We start from the raw sequence: 19,005 nt of genomic DNA on the forward strand, positions 1-19,005 counted from the left end.
GCAAGATTGCCCGCCTGCAAATCGCTACACTGCGACCATGTCGCGTGCCGGATGCACGCATGTGTCAACAGATCAGCGGGATGCGGGAGATAGGCGTGCTCAAGAAACTGGGAATCAAAGGTCGCGTACTGTTGCTGACCTTATTGCCGACCAGCCTGATGGCGCTGGTGCTGGGTGGCTATTTCACCTGGACGCAGCAGACCGACCTGCAGAGCCAATTGATGCAGCGCGGCGAAATGATTGCCGAGCAACTGGCGCCGTTGGTAGCACCGGCGATGGGGCACGGCGATGCCAATCTGCTCGAACGCATCGCCACTCAATCGCTTGAACAACCCGACGTGCGCGCAGTGACCTTCCTCGCTCCGGACCGCTCGCCCCTGGCCCATGCTGGCCCGACCATGCTCAACCAGGCGCCGAACGGCGACAGTGCGCAACTGCAACGGCGCAGCGGCAACGATGCCACCCGCTACCTGATGCCGGTCTTCGGCAAGCACCGCAACCTGGCCGGAGAAGTCATTCCCGCCGAATCCGACCGCCTGCTCGGTTGGGTCGAGCTGGAACTGTCACACAACGGCATGTTGCTGCGCGGTTATCGCAGCCTGTTCGCCAGTCTGCTACTCATCGCTGCCGGGCTGGCCGGTGCCGCCCTGCTGGCATTGCGCATGGGCCGAACCATCAACCATCCGCTGAGCCAGATCAAACAGGCCGTCGCGCAACTGAAGGATGGTCACCTGGAGACCCGTTTGCCACCGCTGGGCAGCCACGAACTGGATGAGCTGGCCTCGGGGATCAATCGCATGGCCGGTACCCTGCAGAACGCCCGCGAAGAATTGCAGCACAGCGTCGATCAGGCCACCGAAGACGTGCGGCAGAATCTGGAGACCATCGAGATCCAGAACATCGAACTGGACCTGGCCCGCAAAGAAGCCCTGGAAGCCAGCCGGATCAAATCCGAATTCCTCGCCAACATGAGTCACGAGATCCGCACGCCGCTCAACGGTATCCTCGGTTTCACTCACTTGTTGCAGAAAAGCGAACTGACCCCGCGTCAGCTCGATTACCTGGGCACTATCGAAAAATCCGCCGACAGCCTGCTGGGCATCATCAACGAGATTCTCGACTTCTCGAAAATCGAGGCCGGCAAACTGGTGCTCGACCACATTCCGTTCAATCTGCGCGATCTGTTGCAGGACACCCTGACCATCCTCGCCCCGGCCGCGCATGCCAAACAATTGGAGCTGGTCAGTCTGGTGTACCGCGACACGCCGCTGTCGCTGGTCGGCGATCCGCTGCGGCTCAAGCAGATCCTCACTAACCTTGTGAGCAACGCGATCAAGTTCACCCGCGAAGGCACCATCGTCGCCCGGGCGATGCTTGAAGACGAACGCGAAGACAGCGTGCAATTGCGCATCAGCATTCAGGACACTGGCATCGGCTTGTCGAGTCAGGACGTGCGCGCGTTGTTTCAAGCCTTCAGCCAGGCCGACAATTCGCTGTCGCGCCAACCCGGCGGCACTGGTCTGGGGCTGGTGATTTCCAAGCGCCTGATCGAGCAAATGGGCGGCGAGATCGGCGTCGACAGCACCCCGGGCGAAGGCTCGGAGTTCTGGATCAGCCTGAGCCTGCCCAAGACCCGCGACGATGCCGAAGACTTGCCTGCCGCGCCGCTGCTGGGACGGCGCGTCGCGGTGCTGGAAAATCACGAACTGGCGCGTCAGGCGTTGCAGCATCAACTGGAAGACTGCGGCCTCGACGTCACGCCGTTCAATACCCTGGAGAGTCTGAGCAACGGTGTCACCGGCGCGCACCAGACCGATCAGGCGATTGACCTGGCGGTCATTGGCATCACCAGCAACGACATGCTGCCGGAGCGCTTGAATCAGCATATCTGGGACCTCGAACACCTCGGCTGCAAAGTGCTGGTGCTGTGCCCGACCACCGAGCAGACGCTGTTTCACCTGTCGGTGCCCAACCCGCACAGCCAGTTGCAGGCCAAACCGGCCTGCACCCGCAAGCTGCGGCGTGCCCTGTCCGATCTGGTCAATCCGCGCCAGCCGCGCAATGAACCGAGCGAGCCGTTGTCGAGCCGGGCGCCGCGGGTGCTGTGTGTCGACGACAATCCGGCCAACCTGCTGCTGGTGCAAACCCTGCTTGAAGACATGGGCGCGCGGGTACTCGCCGTGGAAAGCGGCTACGCGGCGGTCAAGGCGGTGCAGACCGAGTCCTTCGATCTGGTGCTGATGGATGTGCAAATGCCGGGCATGGACGGCCGGCAGAGCACCGAAACCATTCGCCAGTGGGAAAGTGAACGGCATTGCACGCCACTGCCGATTGTCGCCCTTACCGCCCACGCCATGGCCAACGAAAAACGCGCGTTGCTGCAAAGCGGCATGGACGATTACCTGACCAAGCCCATCAGCGAGCGGCAACTGGCGCAGGTGGTGCTGAAGTGGACCGGGCTGGCCTTGCGTAATCAAGCGCCGGAGCGGCCCGGCGACAGTGCGGTGGGCAACCATGAGCTGCCCGTCCTCGATCACGAAGAAGGCCTGCGTCTGGCGGCCGGCAAGGCGGATCTGGCAGCGGACATGCTGGCGATGCTGCTGGCGTCACTGGAAGCCGACCGCGAAGCCATCCGGGCGGCGCGTGACAGTCACGATCACAACGCCCTGCTCGAACGCGTGCATCGCCTGCATGGCGCCACCCGCTACTGCGGTGTGCCGCAATTGCGTGCCGCCTGCCAGCGCAGCGAAACACTGCTCAAGCAGGACGATCCGAAATCCGCCGCCGCCCTCGACGAGCTGGAGCGTTCGATCAACCGCCTCGCGGCGCAGGCCAGAATCGGCGCCTGATCCACAGCAATGCCGGCTGCGCCGATTGCACTACAGTGGGAGCGGACCTTTCCGTCCGCGCCGATGTTCCAGGAGGATTCCATGCGCACCCTCGTTTTCAGCAGCCAGACCTACGACCGCGACAGCTTTCTCGCCGCCGACTGCCCGGCCGCCATCGACCTGCATTTCCAGGCCGCGCGGCTCAGCCTCGACACCGCCGCACTGGCCGAACAGCACGAGGTGGTCTGCGCCTTTATCAATGATGACCTCAGCGCTGCGGTTCTGGAACGTCTGGCAGCCGGAGGCACGCGGCTGATCGCGTTGCGCTCGGCCGGGTACAACCATGTCGACCTGCTGGCCGCGAAACGTCTGGGATTGTCGGTGGTGCGCGTCCCGGCCTACTCGCCCCATGCCGTGGCCGAACATGCCGTGGCGCTGATTCTTGCCCTTAACCGGCGCCTGCACCGCGCCTACAACCGCACCCGCGAAGGCGATTTCAGCCTGCACGGTCTGACCGGATTCGATCTGGTCGGCAAAACCGTCGGCATCGTCGGCACCGGACAGATCGGTGCGACTTTCGCGAAGATCATGCACGGTTTCGGTTGCGAACTGCTGGCCCACGATCCGTATCCCAACCCTGATGTCCTGGCCTTGGGTGCGCGGTACCTGAGCCTGCCGGAGTTGCTTGCGCAATCGCGGATCATCAGCCTGCACTGCCCGCTCAACGAGCAAAGCAGACACCTGATCAACCGCGACTCGCTGGCGCACATGCAGCCGGGCGCCATGTTGATCAACACCGGACGCGGCGGTCTGGTGGACACACCGGCGCTGATCGACGCCTTGAAGGACGGCCAGCTCGGTTATCTGGGACTGGATGTGTATGAAGAGGAGGCGCAGCTGTTTTTCGAGGACCGTTCCGATCTGCCGTTGCAGGACGATGTACTGGCGCGCTTGCTGACTTTTCCTAACGTGATCATCACCGCGCACCAGGCATTCCTGACCCGCGAAGCGCTGGGCGCGATTGCGGCGACCACGCTGCACAACATCGCAGCCTGGGCGGCGGGTGAGCCGCAGAACCAGGTCGACGGTTGAAACGTTTTACTTAGGCAACGAAGACGCCAGAATCAACAAGCCCAGCCAACCGAAACCGAGCAGGCGTTGCTTGCTCGAATGGCCCTTGCGCAACAGGAACCAGACGAAAAACGCCGGCAACAGGAACACCATGATTTTCAGCCAGCCTTCCACCGGACGGCTGCCGTCAGCGTTGACCGGTTGCTGCGCCTGACGCGCCTGCTCTGCGGCCTGCTGACGGCGGCGGCGCCCGGCCGCTGCCGGCATGACTTTGGGCAGAGGTTCGGCCAGCGGCGCGACAAAAGCCTCGGGCACGGCATTGTTGCGTGGCAGGCTGCCGAACGAAATCGTCGACGCCTGGGGGGATGCCGCAACGGACTGCGCTTGCATGGCGGCGTGTTCGGCCATCGGCGCTCCGCAATGAATACACACCAGAGCTTCGGAACTGATGCTCCGCTTGCATTCATAACATTCGATCAGCGCCATGTTCCGTTCCTTCAGATTCGGGGCCGGCAGTTTGCCATGACTGTCGGCTCATTTGAACCGGATCGAAGGTCGCACGTGCCCCTCATTCTGTCATCGAGCCCGTGCTAGCATGTCGCGCATATTTGGAGGACCCATGGTCGAACACGATTTTCGCTACACCCTGATGAACCCGCAACACACCCTCACCGAATGCCGCGCCCTGGTTCCGGGCCGCTATCAGGTCACCGGCAACGGTGGCTCGATCCGCATCGGTGATGTCCTGCTGGTCACGCTCAAAGGCAGCAAGGATTTGTCCATGCGCCTGACCGTCGACACCGTCCGCCACCTGATCAACCCGCCGGGCCAATGGACCGCGATGACCACCGGCCCGCTCTTCGGCGAACTGGCGATTCACACCTGGCAGGTCAATTGCGACAGCTGCGCCAAGGAACTGAGCTTCGAATTCGCGGTGGACGCCAAGCTGGGCAAATCCGCAGAAAAACCGGCAGCCACGGCGCGCATCGCCGAGCTGGGCTGGAAAGCCGTCGATGACAAGCACCTGTGCCCGAAATGCCAGGGGCCTGCATGATGAAACGCTTGGCCCTGGCCGCTCTGGTCGGTGCTGGTCTCGCCGGTTGCGCCGCCGAGCCTGTACAACTGCAGCAGAACCGCAGCTACATTCTGGAATGGATCGGCGAACGGCCGCTGATGGACTACAGCCATCTGACCGTGACCCTTGGCGACGATGGTCGCGCCTACGGCAACGGCGGCTGCAACCACTGGTTCGCGCCGTATACGCTGGAGGGCGACAAACTGACCTTCGGCAAGATCGGCAAGACCCGCAAACTCTGCGCGCCGGCGTTGATGGAGCAGGAGCAACGCTTCCTGCAGGCGCTGGAAAAAGTCGAGCGCTGGGACATCTCGCCGATCGAACAGATGCGTTTCTGGCCGGCAGAAGGCAAGCCGCTGCGCTGGTGGCTGGAAGAGGGTTAAACCCCTTTTATGCCCACGGGGTTACCTGTGGCGAGGGGATTCATCCCCGTTGGGTCGCGAAGCGGCCCCCTGCGCAGTTCCAGGCAAACTGCAAACTCAGGGCTGCTACGCAGCCCAACGGGGATAAATCCCCTCGCCACAGAACTCGTCCGGCTTATTGGCTGGACTGTAAAGCCTTCAGCTTCGCCATCACCCCCGCCGCCGTCTGCTCACCCAGCAACTGTTCACGCACCTTGCCCTTGTTGTCGATGATGTACGTCACCGGTAACGCTTCACTGCGCGGCAAGTCAAACAACTCCGCCGGATCCTGCGCCAGCACGGTGAACTTGATGCCCAGTTTCTCGCTGGCGCTTTTCAATTCCTCACCCTGCACGTTGTCGAAATTGACCCCGAACACACCCACGCTCTTGCTCTTGAGTTCCTCAGCCAAATGGTTGAGTTCAGGAATTTCCGTGCGGCACGGACCACACCACTCCGCCCAGTAATTGAGCACCACCCATTGTTTGTCCAGACGCTCGGACGCGACCTTCTGGCCGTTCTGGTCGATCCCGTAATCATTGCCGCAGCCCCCCAGCATCAACGCCCCGAGAATCGTCAATGCCGCTGCCAATCGCCGTGTCATGCCGTGTTCCTTGTGAAAATGAGAAAGCGCCTGCGACCCATCGCCTCTGACGGTTCTGGATTGCGCGCCGCACAGTTAGAATAGCCGCCACTTTACGCCAGAAGCGACCCGCCATGACCGATCTGACGCTTTATCACAATCCGCGCTGCTCGAAATCCCGCGGCGCGCTGGAACTGCTCGAAGCCCGCGGCCTGACGCCGACTATCGTGCGTTACCTGGAAACACCGCTCAGCGCCGTGCAGATCAAGGCCCTGCTCGGCAAGCTCGGGATCAGCGCGCGGCAGTTGCTGCGCAGCGGCGAAGAGGAATACAAAACCTTGAACCTGGCGGACGCCAGCCTCAGCGAGCAGCAATTGATCGACGCCATCGCCGCGCACCCGAAACTGATGGAGCGGCCGATTCTCGAAGCCGGCGACAAAGCCATCATCGGTCGCCCACCGGAAAACGTATTGGAGTTGTTGCCATGAGCACGCCGTACATTCTGGTTCTGTATTACAGCCGCAGCGGTGCGACCAACGAGATGGCCCGGCAGATTGCCCGTGGTGTCGAGCAGGCTGGCCTGGAAGCGCGTTTGCGTACCGTGCCGGCGATTTCAACCGAATGCGAAGCCGTGGCGGCGGACATTCCCGATGAAGGTGCGCTCTACGCCACGCTCGATGACCTGAAGAATTGCGCTGGCCTCGCCATGGGCAGTCCGACGCGTTTTGGCAACATGGCCGCGCCGCTCAAGTACTTCCTTGATGGCACCAGCAACCTGTGGCTGACCGGCGCCCTCGTTGGCAAACCGGCCGGCGTGTTTACTTCCACCGCCAGCCTGCACGGCGGTCAGGAAACCACCCTGCTGTCGATGATGCTGCCGCTGTTGCACCACGGCATGCTGATCACCGGCCTGCCCTACAGCGAATCGGCTTTGCTGGAAACCGAAGGCGGCGGTACGCCATACGGGGCCAGCCATCACGCCGGTTCCGATGGCAAGAACGGGCTGGATCAGCACGAAGTGGCGCTGTGCCGCGCACTGGGTCTGCGTCTGGCGAAAACCGCGCAGAAGCTGGTGGGCTGAGATGGCGAAGAAGGCAAAGATTTTGCCCTCAGTGGCGTGGCTTGAACCACGGGTGAAGGCCATGCGCGTGCTCAGCCTGCTGAGCTTTTTCGCCCTCGCCGGGTTGCTGGCGGCCTATTACCTGCTGTTCGCCGACCTGCATGGCGCCCGGCCGTGGGTGATTCTGCTGGTCGAACTGATCCCGTGGCTGGTCCTCGCCCCGGGGATGATCATGGGCAGCGCCCGCGGGCATTCGTGGATGTGTTTTGTGGTGAACCTGTATTTCATCAAAGGCGCACTGGCGGCGTATGACCCGCACCGGCAGCTGTTCGGCCTGCTGGAAATGGCGGCGAGTCTGGCGGTGTTCTGCTCGGCGCTGTTGTATGTGCGCTGGCGGTACCAGTTGAATCGCAAATTGGCTGGTGAAGGTGACGTCAGCGTCGCCTGATCTGACGCCTTCGCGAGCAGGCTCGCTCCCACAGAAAAACGCATTCCAAAATGTGGGAGCGAGCCTGCTCGCGAAGGGGACGACGCGGTCTCAATGGTTGACGGTGTAAGCCAGCATCATCGAAATCTGGCTCATCGGCCGCCCACCGCTCTGTTCGTGCCACTGATTGAACGCTTCCTGCACAATTGCCAGGTCACGCTGACTGGTCGGCACCTTGTCGACGATCTTCTGCGCATTGAGTGCCGCGACCACGTCGTAGCTCGGCACGAAGGTGTCCTTGCCGACCATGCGCAAAAACCGCGGTGCCGACAGCCCGCCCAATTGATGGCCGTGCTTTTTCAGGTAGGTCCACAGACCGACGATATCGGTCACCGGCCAGTCGGCGATCAGTGCGCCGAAACTGCCTTTGTCCTTTTCCACATCGAGGATGAACTGCGCATTGCGCGGCACGCTCTTGAGCTTGCCCAAGTGGCGAATGATCCGCGCATCCTGCATCAGGCGCTCAAGGTGTTCGGCGCTCATGAGTACGACTTTTTCCAGATCGAATTTGAAGAACACTTCTTCGAACGCCGGCCACTTGGCGTCGACCAGACTGTGCTTGAGCCCGGCGCGAAAGACCCGCAGCGCCATGGTCGAGAGGTAGCGGTCGTCGCTGATCTTGCGCAGTTGTGCAGGCGTCTTGGGAACGGGCAGATGGGCTTCCAGTTCAGCCGCCGAACCGAAACGGTTCAGACAGTATTCGTGCAGCCACTTGTAATCGCGCATGCCCTCTCCTGAGGTTTGGAATGAATAACACATGCAGAAGCTGCCCCTGTGGCGAGGGGATTCATCCCCGCTGGGGCGCGAAGCGGCCCCCAAATCTCGGGGTCTGCTGCGCAGCCCAGCGGGGCGGTGCGACGTTTCGCTGAATCCCCTCGCCACAGGGGCTCACTCCTACAAATCGGGTTTACAGGTTGACGACATTGACGAAACGCGAAGCCGCCGTCTCGTCGATCTTCAGGCTGGTGAAATCGAACAGATTGCGGTCGGCCAGTTGCGACGGCACCACGTTCTGCAGGCTGCGGAAAATCGATTCGGTGCGGCCCGGAGTTTTGCGATCCCAATCTTGCAGCATTTCCTTGACCACCTGGCGCTGCAGATTTTCCTGCGAGCCGCAGAGGTTGCACGGGATGATCGGGAATTGCTTGAGGTCCGAGTAGGCCTGGATGTCCTTTTCGTTGCAGTACGCCAGCGGACGGATCACCACGTTGCGGCCGTCGTCGGCGCGCAGTTTCGGCGGCATCGCCTTGAGCGTGCCGTTGAAAAACATGTTGAGGAAAAACGTCTCGACGATGTCGTCGCGGTGATGACCGAGGGCCATTTTCGTCGCGCCGATTTCATCGGCAAAGGTGTACAGCGTGCCGCGGCGCAGGCGCGAGCACAGCGAGCAAGTGGTCTTGCCCTCCGGAATCAGTTCCTTGACCACCGAGTAGGTGTCTTTTTCGACGATGTGGTATTCGACGCCCAGCTCTTTCAGGTAGGCCGGCAGCACGTGCTCGGGGAAGCCCGGCTGTTTCTGGTCCATGTTCACCGCGACGATCTCGAACTTGATCGGCGCCACTTTCTGCAGGTGCAGCAGCACGTCGAGCATGGTGTAGCTGTCCTTGCCCCCGGACAGGCAGACCATGACCTTGTCGCCGTCTTCGATCATGTTGAAATCGGCGACCGCTTCGCCCGCCAGGCGGCGCAGGCGCTTTTGCAGTTTGTTCTGATTGACCGTAAGAGTGCCCATGACGCGAAATCCGTGAGGTGTGACGAAGGGCCGGCATTTTACGCAAAAACCCCAGTAGCGCGAAGCATCTGTGGCGAGGGGATTTATCCCCGCTGGGTCGCGAAGCAGCCCCAAAACCTGAGAACTCGTATTGCCTGACATTGCGCGGTGAATGGCTTGGCGACTGCTGCGCAGCCGAACGGGGATAAATCCCCTCGCCACAAAAGTATTTCAACCTCAAAAAAATGCCTTCCCCGCAAGACCCCAAGGCGATTAAGCCTCATGTTTACAGCGCAATTTGCTCTAAGTTGGCCATACCGGTGCGATTAAGACCTTTCTATACTGCGACATAAGGTCGCACATATCTGAAGACCTGTATTTGCTCGGCCACCTTGGCCCGTAGGCGCTCCGCTGGGGGGCGATGGCAATAACAAGAGGAGTGAATGGCATGATCCATCACGTAGTGGGACTGTTTACCCACCCCGATCAGGAATGGAAGGAGATCCGTGGCGACCAAGAAGAAAGCATCAGCCACATGTACTTGACCCATACGCTGATTCTCGCGGCGATTCCTGCGGTCTCGGCGTTTATCGGCACCACCCAGGTCGGCTGGGTGATCGGCAACCGCGCGCCGGTGATGCTCACTCTGGAAAGCGCGCTGTGGATGACGATCATGTCGTACCTGGCGATGCTTGGCGGGGTCGCGGTCATGGGCGCTTTTGTGCACTGGATGGCGCGCACCTATGACGCCAATCCGAGCCTGGCCCGTTGCGTGGCCTTTGCCACCTACACCGCCACGCCACTGTTCGTCGGCGGTCTGGCGGCGCTGTATCCGCACATGTGGCTGGGCATGATCGTCGGCACGGCGGCCATCTGCTACACGGTGTATCTGCTGTATGTGGGATTGCCGACATTCATGAACATCCCGCCGGACGAAGGTTTTCTGTTCTCCAGTTCGGTGCTGGCGGTGGGCCTGGTGGTCCTGGTGGCGATCATGGCGTTCACCGTGATCGTCTGGGGCCTGGGCGTTGGCCCGGTGTATACCAACTAGCTTGATTCACGCCTGAAAAAAACAACATCTGCCCACACAGGCCGCCGCAAGGCGGCCTTCTTCTTGGGGCGATGACCATTCGGCAGGTCAGCGATTCGCAAGTCGGCGGGGTTGCGGCATACTCGACGTCTCTGGAGATCCATCAAGCATGCCCGAGCAACTCAATACCCGCGTCGAAGACTGTTACCAACTCGCTGAATCCTTTTTCAAACGTTCCTTCAAACGCCCCGTGGTCAGCCTCAAGCTGCGCGGGCAGAAAGCCGGTGTCGCGCATCTGCACGAGAACCTGCTGCGCTTCAATCCGCAGCTGTACCGCGAAAATACCGAACACTTCCTCAAGCAGACAGTGGCCCACGAAGTCGCGCACCTGATCGCCCATCAATTGTTTGGCGACCGCATCCAGCCCCACGGCGAGGAATGGCAACTGATCATGCGCGGGGTTTACGAACTGCCGCCGGACCGCTGCCACACCTATGAAATCCAGCGGCGCAGAGTCACCCGCTACATTTATAAATGCCCATGCCCGGACAGCGACTTTGCGTTTTCGGCACAGCGCCATAGCCTGGTCAGACAAGGGCGGCGGTATTTCTGCCGGCGGTGCCGCACGACGTTGGTGTTCAGTGGTGAGATGCGGGTGGAATGACAGTTTTGTGGTGCATCGACTGGCCCCATCGCGAGCAGGCTCACTCCTACAGGTGGAGCGCATTCCAAATGTAGGAGTGAGCCTGCTCGCGATAGGGCCAGCAATGCATTAAAGAATCACTTTGGTGGAACGCAGCTCAGCAATCCGCTCAGCACTCAACCCCAACTCCCCCAACACCTCATCCGTATGCTGCCCCAACCCCGCGCCGACATGCCGCGGCGCCGGCAGCGCTTGAGAAAACTTCAACGGACAAGCCATCTGCGCCTGTGTCGTACCATCCCCGCGCGGCACTTGCGTCACCAGCCCCCGCGCCTGCAACTGCGGATGGCGTACCGCCTCGCCCAGACTCAGCACCGGTTCGACACAGGCATCAACCCCGGCAAACAACTCACACAGTTCGGCAAAGTCATGCCGCTCAAACTCGACCTGCAATGCATGCTTCAGCGCCTGTTGCTGCTCAGCCCTTTGCGACAATCCCTGCGCCGCCAGCTCCGGCCGGCCAAGCGCTGCGCACAATTGCTGCATGAACGCCGGCTCGAGACTGCCCACCGACATCCAGCGCCCATCTCGCGTACGGTAATAATCATAAAAGCTGCCGCCATTAAGCATCTGGTCTTCGCGGCCCGGTTCCGCGCCGCAGGCCAGGTAACCCGCGCCGGCCATGGCATTGAGGCTGAATGCGCAGTCGGTCATGCTCACATCCAGGTGCGTGCCCTGCCCGCTCTGCTGACGGGCGATCACCGCCGCCAGCAAGCCGATCACCCCATGCAGCGAGCCTCCCGCCACATCCGCCACTTGCATGCCCAAAGGCACCGGCCCGCTGTCGGCGCGGCCGGTGTAACTGGCAAGTCCCGCCAGCGCCAGATAATTGATGTCATGCCCGGCGCGATCACGATACGGCCCGGTCTGGCCGTAGCCGCTGATCGACACGTAGATCAGCTGCGGATTGATCGCTTTCAAGGCTTCATAGCCCAGGCCCAGTCGCTCCATCACCCCGGGCCGAAACTGCTCCAGAACGATGTCGTACTCACCCAGCAATTGCTGGATGATCTCGAGCGCTTCGGGCTGTTTGAGATCCAGCGCCAGACTGCGCTTGTTGCGGTTCAGATACGCATGGCTGGCCGATGTCCCGCCATCGTGGGGTGGCAGTACGCGCAACAGGTCCATGCGCGTCGGTGATTCGATGCGCAGCACCTCGGCGCCCATGTCCGCCAGCAGCAACGAGGCGAACGGCCCCGGCAGCAGGGTCGAGAAATCGAGAATTTTCAGTGAGGCCAGCGGTGCGGACATGGGCGAACTCCTTGGGCGATCCATTCAGCCTAGGCAGGCATCGTCGATGCGGCAATCACCGCAAATGTCAGCGAGTGTGACCGTTGTGCTCAAACCCTGTGTTTAATCGCAGGCAAGAAAAAACCCGCCGAAGCGGGTTTTTTTATTCATGTGGCGAGGGAGCTTGCTCCCGCTGGGGCGCGCAGCGGCCCGCTTTCAAGAAGGGGCCTGCTCCGCAGTCCAGCGGGAGCAAGCTCCCTCACCACAAGGTATTACCAGATACAGCTTATTTCACATTGCTCGGGGTTGGGCCTTCAGCCACACCCAGGTCGTCTTCTTCACGCTCTTCGGAGATACCACGGCCACCGGAAGCCAGCTCGGCTTGCAGCACGTCGGTGTCCAGTTCCTTGACCCACTTGGCCACAACGATGGTCGCTACGGCGTTACCGACCAGGTTGGTCAGCGCGCGGGCTTCGGACATGAAGCGGTCGATACCGAGGATCAGCGCCAGACCGGCAACCGGCAGGTGGCCGACCGCCGACAGGGTAGCGGCCAGAACGATGAAGCCCGAACCGGTTACGCCCGCCGCGCCTTTGGAGGACAACAGCAGCACCAGCAACAGGGTGATCTGGTGGGTGATGTCCATGTGGGTGTCAGTCGCTTGGGCGATGAACACGGCCGCCATGGTCAGGTAGATCGAAGTACCGTCGAGGTTGAACGAGTAACCGGTCGGGATCACCAGACCGACAACCGATTTCTTCGCGCCCAGACGCTCCATCTTGATCAGCATGCGTGGCAGCGCCGATTCCGACGAGGACGTACCCAGTACGATCAACAGCTCTTCACGGATGTAACGCACCAGTTTAAACACGCTGAAACCGTGAGCACGGCAGATCGCGCCCAGCACCAGCACGACGAACAGGATGCAGGTGATGTAGAAGCAGATCATCAACTGGCCCAACTGCACCAGCGAGCCGACACCGTAGGCACCGATGGTGAACGCCATGGCACCGAACGCACCCAGTGGCGCCAGCTTCATGATCATGTTGATGATGTTGAACATCACGTGGGCGAAGCGATCGATCATGTCCAGCAGCGGACGACCGTACGAGCCGAGGCGATGCAGGGCGTAGCCGAAGATCACCGAGAACATCAGCACTTGCAGGATGTCACCGGTGGCAAACGCGCCGACGATGGTGTTCGGGATTACGTTGAGGAGGAAACCGACGATGCTCTGGTCTTTACTGGCCGTCACGTAGGTGGCGATTTTCGAGGCATCGAGGGTGGTGACGTCGATGTGCATGCCGGCGCCCGGTTGCACGACATTGACCACGATCAGGCCGATCAGCAGGGCGATGGTCGAAACGATTTCGAAGTACAGCAGCGCGTAGCCGCCGGTCTTGCCCACGGATTTCATGTTCTGCATGCCGGCGATGCCGCTGACAACGGTACAGAAGATGATCGGCGCGATGACCATTTTGATCAGTTTGATGAAACCGTCACCCAGTGGCTTGAGGGCCACACCGGTCTGCGGATAAAAGTGACCAAGCAGGATGCCGATGGCGATGGCAACGATCACCTGGAAATACAGGGATTTGTACAGTGGCTGACGAGTCGTCATTGCAGGTTTCCTCAAGCGTCCAGCGGGCGACATCCATCTGTCGAGCGCCGAACCTTAATTGCGAACCCTCCTGCACTGGAGGGATTTGTTGTTGGAGCGGCGTTTTCCGCGAAGGAGAAATGCACGCTTCTGTCGCTTCTATCGCAAACGCCGTGCCAGATTGGTGCGATTGCCAGCAAGCCTTTTGATATCAGGGTCTGCGGGATTTTCCATGTCACCGGACGGTGACCTGTGTGTGGCGGATTTCCGCCAACTTGCCGTTTCGCGTCCTGCAATTTGGCGGAAATCCGCCTTGTTGCGAGCAGCGCCACCCGGCTACCATCCGGCGCCTGAGGAAGGATCTGCCGCTTATGCGTGAACGCACCATTGCCAGTCATTTCGCCCGTGCCGCCCTCGGTGGCGCGCGCCGTCTGGGCTTCGATTATTCGGGCCTGCTGCTGCAACTGGGCATCAGCCCGGAGCTGCTCGACGAACCGCGCGCGCGCATTGCTCCAGAGCAATTCACCCGGCTGATTCAAGGGCTGTGGCTGGCGCTGGATGACGAGTACCTGGGCTTCGGCAACGCGCCAAGCAAGCCCGGCACTTTCGCCATGATGTGCCACGCCTCGATTCATTGCCGCAATCTGGAAAAGGCCCTGCAACGCGGTTTACTTTTTTATAGCTTATTCCCCGATGCCCCGCGCCTGACCTTGAATCGCGAAGACGAATGGGTGCGTTTGAGCCTCGACGATTCGCCGCTATGGGACCCGGATCACTTCCTCACCGAGAGCCTGCTGGTGATCTGGCATCGCCTCGGCAGTTGGCTGATCGGCCAGCGGATTCGCCTCGAACAGGCAACCTTCAGCTACCCGCGCCCCGACCACGGCGCCGAATACGACCTGCTGTTTCCCTGCCCGATGGTTTTCGGCACCGAACGAAGCAGCCTGCTGTTTCACAGCCGCTACCTGGCCATGCCGCTGTTGCAGGACGAACGCACGCTCAAACATTTCCTCGAACGCTCCCCCGCCGACCTGCTCTCGCGCCCGGACGACGGCGACAGCCTCAGCAGCCGCTTGCGCCGCCTGCTCAGCCGCGACAGCGCGCACTGGCCGGATCTGGAAGCCGTGGCGGCTCACCTGCACATCAGCCCGCAGACCTTGCGCCGGCACTTGCGTGAAGAAGGCACCAGTTTTCAGGAACTGAAGGATCAGCTGCGGCGGGATATCGCCATTTACCATTTAGGCCGGGCGGAGCTGTCGTTGCAGCAGATTGCCGAGCAGTTGGGTTTCTCTGAGCCGTCGGCCTTTCATCGGGCGTTCAAGAAGTGGACGGGGCTGACGCCGGGGGCTTATCGGGCGCAGGAGCAATGAGGCAGCCTCGAATCTTGCGTTGAAGCGCCCGGCGCTATCGCGAGCAGGCTCACTCCTACAAGGGTGCGCATTCCAAATGTAGGAGTGAGCCTGCTCGCGATAGCGTCATAAAGGGCACCACCTAAACCGCAGGAAAATGAATCCTGAACGCCGCCCCGCCCATCGGCGAATCGCCCAGGGCCAGCCGGGCGTTGTAGCTTTCGATGATGTCCTTGACCACCGCCAGCCCGATGCCCTGCCCCGGATGCTGCGCATCCAGGCGTTCGCCGCGTTCGAGTATCCGTGCGCGTTGATCGAGTGGCACACCCGGCCCGTCGTCTTCTACGCACAACTCGACCCCGGCGAGCGACTCGCGCACGCTGACGCGCACTTCGCCCAGGCACAGGCGATAGGCGTTTTCCAGCAGGTTGCCGAGCATCTCCAGCAAGGCACCCTGTTCGATCGGCACATAGCAATGCTCCGGCAGATCAAACGTGACACGTACGTGTTTGTCGCGGTAGACCTTGTCCAGCGTGTCACAGAGGCTTTTGAGCACCGGTTGCAGACGCACCTGATGGCGCACCAGGCCGCTTTTACGCAGGCTGGCCCGTTGCAGTTGGTAGCTGATCTGCTGGCTCATGCGCTCGATCTGGCTTTGCAGCACCCAGGCCTGATCGCGCTCTTGAGGCCGCTGCGCCATGTCTTCGCTGACGCCTTGCAACACCGCCAGTGGCGTCTTCAGGCTGTGAGCAAGGTCATCGAGCGAATCGCGGTAACGGCTGCGCTGCTGACGCTCGCTGAGCAGCAAGCGGTTGAGCGAACCGGTCAGGCGCAGCAGTTCACGCGGGTGTTTTTCAGTCAGGCTTTCGCGGGTGCCACCTTCGATTTCGTCGAGTTCCTGGCTGAGTCGGCGCAAGGCCTTGAGGCCCCAGGTCAGGCCGATCCACAACAACGCGAGGAGCACCAGCAACGCCGCGCCGAAGCCCAGATAAAGGTTTTCACGCAGGCCTTCGAGGGTGGTTTCGTATTCGCGCACCGGTTGCAGCGCGACAATGCTGAACGCCGCGCTCTTGCCGCCGAGCAGTTTGACTTCGACGTCGTAGACAAAGAATTCCTGGCCGTTGCTTTCGCGAATCCGCGCGAACTCGTTGCCGAGGCCGTCGTAGCGCGGTTTGTAGTTGATCTGCTCTTCCTGGGTGGCTTTCGACCGCCACACCAATTTGCCGTCGCGGTCGTAGATATAGCCGAGCAGGCGAAAATCGGTGAGGTTGAAGCGCTCATCGGGCAATTGTGAAGGCATCACCAACCGACCGTTTTCCACGCGCGCGGCCGAGATCAGCGTAGTGACATCAGAGGCCAGACGCTGCTCGATGGAATCCTGCAAGGCCAGACTGAATGCGCCCTGCATCGCCGGGAGCAAGGCGAGCATGAACAACACCGCCAACGTGGTGGCGGCGAGCATCAAACGAACGCGAAGGGAACGAATCAAGTGCAGCGCTCGTTGAACAGGTAACCGAGACCGCGCACGGTGTCGATCGGTTTGAACCCCGCCGGCGCTTCAAGCTTGCGGCGGAGACGGCCGACCAGCACTTCGATCACGTTCGGATCACGCTCGTCGTCATCCGGGTAGAGCTGCTCCATCAAGCGATCCTTGGGCACCACTTGCTGGTGGTGACGCATCAGGTATTCGAGGATGCGGTATTCGTAGGCGGTCAGCGCCAGCGGTTGTTCATCGAGGCTCGCCTGTTTGCGATTGAGGTCCAGCAGCAACGGCCCGGCAACAATGGTCGACTGAGTGAAACCGCTGGAGCGGCGCAACAGCGCATTGAGGCGTGCGTCGAGTTCTTCGAACTGGAACGGCTTGACCACGTAATCGTCGGCGCCGGCGGCGAGGCCTTCGACCTTGTCCTGCCAGTTGCCGCGTGCGGTGAGGATCAGGATCGGAAAGCTCTTGCCGCCCGAACGCAACTGCCGGATCAGGTCGAGGCCGCCCATGCCCGGCAGGCCGAGGTCGATCACCGCCAAATCGAAGTTGAACTGTCCGGTCTGGTACAGCGCTTCTTCGGCATTGGCCACGGATTCGACCACGTGACCGCTCTCCGTGAGGCGGGTTTGCAGGTGATGGCGCAACAGCGCTTCATCTTCGACGACCAACAGTTTCATGCCTTTCTCCCCATCACTTGAGCTCTACATACACAACCTGTGGGAGCGAGCTTGCTCGCGAATACGTCTGTTCAGTCAACGATGTGTTGAATGAACCATTGCCTTCGCGAGCAAGCTCGCTCCCACACAGGCCAGGCGAAACTTAGAAATAGTAGTTGGCCGACAGGTACGTCTGGGCGCTGCTGGTCAGGTCCAGCGAGCCTTGCTTGCTGCCGCCGCGCTCACTCATCTCGGTGCTGGCGTTGCTGCGCAGGTAACGGTAACCGAGTTCCACCGAGGTGTTTTGCGACACTTGCTGCAACACACCGAACTGCCCACCCACTGCATAACCGATGTCGCTGTCACGGCTGAAGCCTGGCGACTCCTGGGTCAGTTTGGTCAGGCCCGCCGTGGCGCCGCCGAACAGTTTGGTGCTACCGCCCACCGGGTAGAACAGATCGTAGCTGCCCAGCAGGTTTTCCTGGCGCAGTTTAACGCCATTGTGCGAACCGGATACGTTGTCGTAGGTGGCGTAGTAGCGACCCTGACTGTTCTGCTGACCGAGGCGCACGCCGTAGGTGTTGTTGCCGTCGATGGCCCCGGTGGCGTTGGGGTGGTCGAGGTTGTCATTCAAAGCGTGGGACTTTTTGATCTTGTCGCTGGTCTGGCCGAAGCTCAGGCCGGCGAAGTTCGAAGTGGTGTCGGCGTGGGCCGCGATGCTGGCGCTCATTACGGTCAAAGCCAGCAGCAGTTTGTTTAAACGAGTCATGGGTATTTCCTCTTTCACAGTGCTGTTTGGGTATGGCGCAAGGTTACTGACCCGCCCCTGTACCGCCCCTGAACCGTCTCTGAACCCAAGCTGAACCAGATCGTCTAGGCTGTTCTGACCACTTACATCAAGGAGACCCGACCATGCGCCTGTTCCTCGCCCTCACCTTGCTGGCCGTCAGCAGCCTGACCCAGGCTGCGATCAAGACCGCAGAAATCCCCTATCAAAGCGCCGACGGTACAAAACTGATCGGCTACTACGCCTATGACGACGCGATCAAAGGCCCACGCCCCGGTGTCGTTGTGGTCCACGAATGGTGGGGGCTGAATGACTATGCGAAGCGTCGCGCACGGGATTTGGCTGAACTCGGCTACAGCGCGCTGGCTATCGACATGTATGGCGAAGGCAAGAACACCGAGCACCCGAAAGACGCGATGGCCTTCATGCAAGCGGCGACCAAGGACGCCGATGCAGCCAGCAAACGTTTTGCCGCTGGGCTGGACCTTCTGAAAAAACAGCCGCAAACCGACGTCAACAAACTCGCTGCCATCGGTTATTGCTTCGGTGGCGCCGTGGTGTTGAATGCGGCGCGTCAGGGCGTGCCACTGGCGGGTGTGGTGAGTTTCCATGGCGCGCTGGCGACCAAGACCCCGGCAACCCCGGGCAGCGTGAAAACGAAGATCCTGGTCGAGCATGGCGCGCTGGACAGCATGGTCACTCAGGACAATGTCACCGCGTTCAAGGCGGAAATGGACAAGGCCGGGGCGGACTATAAGTTCGTCAGTCTCGAGGGTGCCAAGCATGGCTTCAGCAATCCGGACGCCGACCGTTTGAGCCATGGCGAGCATGGCGGGCCGGACATTGGCTACAACAAGGCGGCGGATGAAAAATCCTGGGCGGATATGCAGGCATTCTTGAAGAAGATTTTCGGTTAATCAGAGACACCGCGGCGCGGCGATCGCGAGC

Annotated in this window: 20 protein-coding genes; 11 read left to right on the forward strand and 9 right to left on the reverse strand. The window is 61.0% G+C overall.

All coding sequences use genetic code 11. The annotated features are described in order from the left end of the window. Positions 1 to 95: 95 nt before the first annotated feature. The gene (locus HU765_RS18660) at positions 96 to 2,849 is read left to right on the forward strand and encodes a response regulator (RefSeq protein WP_186622204.1); all 2,754 of its coding nucleotides are present in this window, start codon (positions 96 to 98) and stop codon (positions 2,847 to 2,849) included. Between the two features lie 81 nt (positions 2,850 to 2,930). Next, positions 2,931 to 3,920 carry a 2-hydroxyacid dehydrogenase gene (locus HU765_RS18665; protein ID WP_186622206.1) on the forward strand — a complete coding sequence of 330 codons (990 nt, stop codon included), beginning with the start codon at positions 2,931 to 2,933 and terminating at the stop codon, positions 3,918 to 3,920. A gap of 6 nt (positions 3,921 to 3,926) precedes the next feature. On the opposite strand, the gene HU765_RS18670 is transcribed toward HU765_RS18665, so the two are convergent. After that, positions 3,927 to 4,385, reverse strand: coding sequence for a hypothetical protein (locus HU765_RS18670; protein ID WP_186622208.1), 459 nt, complete (start codon positions 4,383 to 4,385; stop codon positions 3,927 to 3,929). Between the two features lie 133 nt (positions 4,386 to 4,518). Between HU765_RS18670 and HU765_RS18675 the strand changes: the two genes are divergently transcribed. Beyond that, a complete protein-coding gene (locus HU765_RS18675; protein ID WP_186622210.1) occupies positions 4,519 to 4,953 on the forward strand; it encodes a hypothetical protein in 435 nt (144 codons plus the stop codon). Further along, positions 4,953 to 5,357, forward strand: coding sequence for an META domain-containing protein (locus tag HU765_RS18680; RefSeq protein WP_186622231.1), 405 nt, complete (start codon positions 4,953 to 4,955; stop codon positions 5,355 to 5,357). The genes HU765_RS18675 and HU765_RS18680 overlap by 1 nt, the downstream gene beginning before the upstream one ends. Before the next feature lie 154 nt (positions 5,358 to 5,511). Here HU765_RS18680 and HU765_RS18685 read toward each other — a convergent pair whose 3' ends face one another. Beyond that, the gene (locus tag HU765_RS18685) at positions 5,512 to 5,979 is read right to left on the reverse strand and encodes a TlpA disulfide reductase family protein (RefSeq protein ID WP_186622211.1); all 468 of its coding nucleotides are present in this window, start codon (positions 5,977 to 5,979) and stop codon (positions 5,512 to 5,514) included. A gap of 113 nt (positions 5,980 to 6,092) precedes the next feature. Here HU765_RS18685 and arsC point away from each other — a divergent pair, with 113 nt between their 5' ends. The 3 genes from arsC to HU765_RS18700 are packed head-to-tail and all read left to right on the forward strand — an operon-like array spanning position 6,093 to position 7,466. Then, positions 6,093 to 6,446, forward strand: coding sequence for an arsenate reductase (glutaredoxin) (arsC, locus tag HU765_RS18690; RefSeq protein WP_186551727.1), 354 nt, complete (start codon positions 6,093 to 6,095; stop codon positions 6,444 to 6,446). Continuing rightward, entirely contained in the window at positions 6,443 to 7,039 is a 597-nt protein-coding gene (gene wrbA, locus HU765_RS18695) for an NAD(P)H:quinone oxidoreductase (protein ID WP_186551726.1), read from the forward strand. The genes arsC and wrbA overlap by 4 nt, the downstream gene beginning before the upstream one ends. 1 nt (position 7,040) lies before the next feature. Beyond that, positions 7,041 to 7,466 (forward strand): DUF2069 domain-containing protein, encoded by a 426-nt coding sequence (locus tag HU765_RS18700; RefSeq protein ID WP_186622212.1) that lies wholly within the window; start codon positions 7,041 to 7,043, stop codon positions 7,464 to 7,466. A 90-nt stretch (positions 7,467 to 7,556) separates the two neighbouring features. Here the strand turns inward: HU765_RS18700 and HU765_RS18705 are convergent, their stop codons facing one another. Both HU765_RS18705 and ttcA read right to left on the reverse strand, forming a co-directional pair. Beyond that, positions 7,557 to 8,231: a DNA-3-methyladenine glycosylase I gene (locus HU765_RS18705; RefSeq protein WP_186622213.1), complete on the reverse strand. Its 675-nt coding sequence runs from the start codon at positions 8,229 to 8,231 to the stop codon at positions 7,557 to 7,559. 181 nt (positions 8,232 to 8,412) lie between these two features. After that, positions 8,413 to 9,237 (reverse strand): tRNA 2-thiocytidine(32) synthetase TtcA, encoded by an 825-nt coding sequence (ttcA, locus tag HU765_RS18710; RefSeq protein ID WP_186622214.1) that lies wholly within the window; start codon positions 9,235 to 9,237, stop codon positions 8,413 to 8,415. A gap of 427 nt (positions 9,238 to 9,664) precedes the next feature. On the opposite strand from ttcA, the gene HU765_RS18715 reads away from it, so the two are divergent. Further along, entirely contained in the window at positions 9,665 to 10,267 is a 603-nt protein-coding gene (locus tag HU765_RS18715) for a Yip1 family protein (RefSeq protein ID WP_186551722.1), read from the forward strand. 148 nt (positions 10,268 to 10,415) lie between these two features. Beyond that, positions 10,416 to 10,910 carry a SprT family zinc-dependent metalloprotease gene (locus HU765_RS18720; protein ID WP_186551721.1) on the forward strand — a complete coding sequence of 165 codons (495 nt, stop codon included), beginning with the start codon at positions 10,416 to 10,418 and terminating at the stop codon, positions 10,908 to 10,910. Positions 10,911 to 11,018: 108 nt separating this feature from the next. Here the strand turns inward: HU765_RS18720 and HU765_RS18725 are convergent, their stop codons facing one another. Then, positions 11,019 to 12,200 (reverse strand): CaiB/BaiF CoA-transferase family protein, encoded by a 1,182-nt coding sequence (locus HU765_RS18725; RefSeq protein WP_186622215.1) that lies wholly within the window; start codon positions 12,198 to 12,200, stop codon positions 11,019 to 11,021. A gap of 265 nt (positions 12,201 to 12,465) precedes the next feature. Continuing rightward, entirely contained in the window at positions 12,466 to 13,800 is a 1,335-nt protein-coding gene (locus tag HU765_RS18730; protein WP_186551719.1) for a dicarboxylate/amino acid:cation symporter, read from the reverse strand. Between the two features lie 350 nt (positions 13,801 to 14,150). Between HU765_RS18730 and HU765_RS18735 the strand changes: the two genes are divergently transcribed. Further along, the gene (locus HU765_RS18735; RefSeq protein WP_186622217.1) at positions 14,151 to 15,149 is read left to right on the forward strand and encodes an AraC family transcriptional regulator; all 999 of its coding nucleotides are present in this window, start codon (positions 14,151 to 14,153) and stop codon (positions 15,147 to 15,149) included. A gap of 121 nt (positions 15,150 to 15,270) precedes the next feature. Here the strand turns inward: HU765_RS18735 and HU765_RS18740 are convergent, their stop codons facing one another. The 3 genes from HU765_RS18740 to HU765_RS18750 all read right to left on the reverse strand — a co-directional run bounded on the left by HU765_RS18740 (position 15,271) and on the right by HU765_RS18750 (position 18,039). Beyond that, the gene (locus HU765_RS18740) at positions 15,271 to 16,617 is read right to left on the reverse strand and encodes an ATP-binding protein (RefSeq protein ID WP_186622219.1); all 1,347 of its coding nucleotides are present in this window, start codon (positions 16,615 to 16,617) and stop codon (positions 15,271 to 15,273) included. Then, a complete protein-coding gene (locus HU765_RS18745; protein ID WP_186622221.1) occupies positions 16,614 to 17,291 on the reverse strand; it encodes a response regulator transcription factor in 678 nt (225 codons plus the stop codon). The genes HU765_RS18740 and HU765_RS18745 overlap by 4 nt, the downstream gene beginning before the upstream one ends. 142 nt (positions 17,292 to 17,433) lie before the next feature. Beyond that, positions 17,434 to 18,039, reverse strand: coding sequence for a hypothetical protein (locus tag HU765_RS18750; RefSeq protein ID WP_186551715.1), 606 nt, complete (start codon positions 18,037 to 18,039; stop codon positions 17,434 to 17,436). A 143-nt stretch (positions 18,040 to 18,182) separates the two neighbouring features. Here HU765_RS18750 and HU765_RS18755 point away from each other — a divergent pair, with 143 nt between their 5' ends. Then, positions 18,183 to 18,974, forward strand: coding sequence for a dienelactone hydrolase family protein (locus HU765_RS18755; RefSeq protein ID WP_186622223.1), 792 nt, complete (start codon positions 18,183 to 18,185; stop codon positions 18,972 to 18,974). The last annotated feature ends 31 nt before the right edge of the window (positions 18,975 to 19,005 follow it).

The organism is Pseudomonas sp. SWRI81 (assembly GCF_014268545.1).
Classification (GTDB): Bacteria; Pseudomonadota; Gammaproteobacteria; order Pseudomonadales; family Pseudomonadaceae; genus Aquipseudomonas; species Aquipseudomonas hamedanensis.

What these genes read in the sequence shown, in the direction of transcription:
- HU765_RS18665 (WP_186622206.1), top strand. Translation starts at nt 2,931, where the DNA reads ATGCGCACCCTCGTTTTCAGCAGCCAGACCTACGACCGCGACAGCTTT.
- HU765_RS18670 (WP_186622208.1), bottom strand. Translation starts at nt 4,385, where the DNA reads ATGGCGCTGATCGAATGTTATGAATGCAAGCGGAGCATCAGTTCCGAA.
- HU765_RS18675 (WP_186622210.1), top strand. Translation starts at nt 4,519, where the DNA reads ATGGTCGAACACGATTTTCGCTACACCCTGATGAACCCGCAACACACC.
- HU765_RS18680 (WP_186622231.1), top strand. Translation starts at nt 4,953, where the DNA reads ATGAAACGCTTGGCCCTGGCCGCTCTGGTCGGTGCTGGTCTCGCCGGT.
- HU765_RS18685 (WP_186622211.1), bottom strand. Translation starts at nt 5,979, where the DNA reads ATGACACGGCGATTGGCAGCGGCATTGACGATTCTCGGGGCGTTGATG.
- arsC (WP_186551727.1), top strand. Translation starts at nt 6,093, where the DNA reads ATGACCGATCTGACGCTTTATCACAATCCGCGCTGCTCGAAATCCCGC.
- wrbA (WP_186551726.1), top strand. Translation starts at nt 6,443, where the DNA reads ATGAGCACGCCGTACATTCTGGTTCTGTATTACAGCCGCAGCGGTGCG.
- HU765_RS18700 (WP_186622212.1), top strand. Translation starts at nt 7,041, where the DNA reads ATGGCGAAGAAGGCAAAGATTTTGCCCTCAGTGGCGTGGCTTGAACCA.
- HU765_RS18705 (WP_186622213.1), bottom strand. Translation starts at nt 8,231, where the DNA reads ATGCGCGATTACAAGTGGCTGCACGAATACTGTCTGAACCGTTTCGGT.
- ttcA (WP_186622214.1), bottom strand. Translation starts at nt 9,237, where the DNA reads ATGGGCACTCTTACGGTCAATCAGAACAAACTGCAAAAGCGCCTGCGC.
- HU765_RS18715 (WP_186551722.1), top strand. Translation starts at nt 9,665, where the DNA reads ATGATCCATCACGTAGTGGGACTGTTTACCCACCCCGATCAGGAATGG.
- HU765_RS18720 (WP_186551721.1), top strand. Translation starts at nt 10,416, where the DNA reads ATGCCCGAGCAACTCAATACCCGCGTCGAAGACTGTTACCAACTCGCT.
- HU765_RS18725 (WP_186622215.1), bottom strand. Translation starts at nt 12,200, where the DNA reads ATGTCCGCACCGCTGGCCTCACTGAAAATTCTCGATTTCTCGACCCTG.
- HU765_RS18730 (WP_186551719.1), bottom strand. Translation starts at nt 13,800, where the DNA reads ATGACGACTCGTCAGCCACTGTACAAATCCCTGTATTTCCAGGTGATC.
- HU765_RS18735 (WP_186622217.1), top strand. Translation starts at nt 14,151, where the DNA reads ATGCGTGAACGCACCATTGCCAGTCATTTCGCCCGTGCCGCCCTCGGT.
- HU765_RS18745 (WP_186622221.1), bottom strand. Translation starts at nt 17,291, where the DNA reads ATGAAACTGTTGGTCGTCGAAGATGAAGCGCTGTTGCGCCATCACCTG.
- HU765_RS18750 (WP_186551715.1), bottom strand. Translation starts at nt 18,039, where the DNA reads ATGACTCGTTTAAACAAACTGCTGCTGGCTTTGACCGTAATGAGCGCC.
- HU765_RS18755 (WP_186622223.1), top strand. Translation starts at nt 18,183, where the DNA reads ATGCGCCTGTTCCTCGCCCTCACCTTGCTGGCCGTCAGCAGCCTGACC.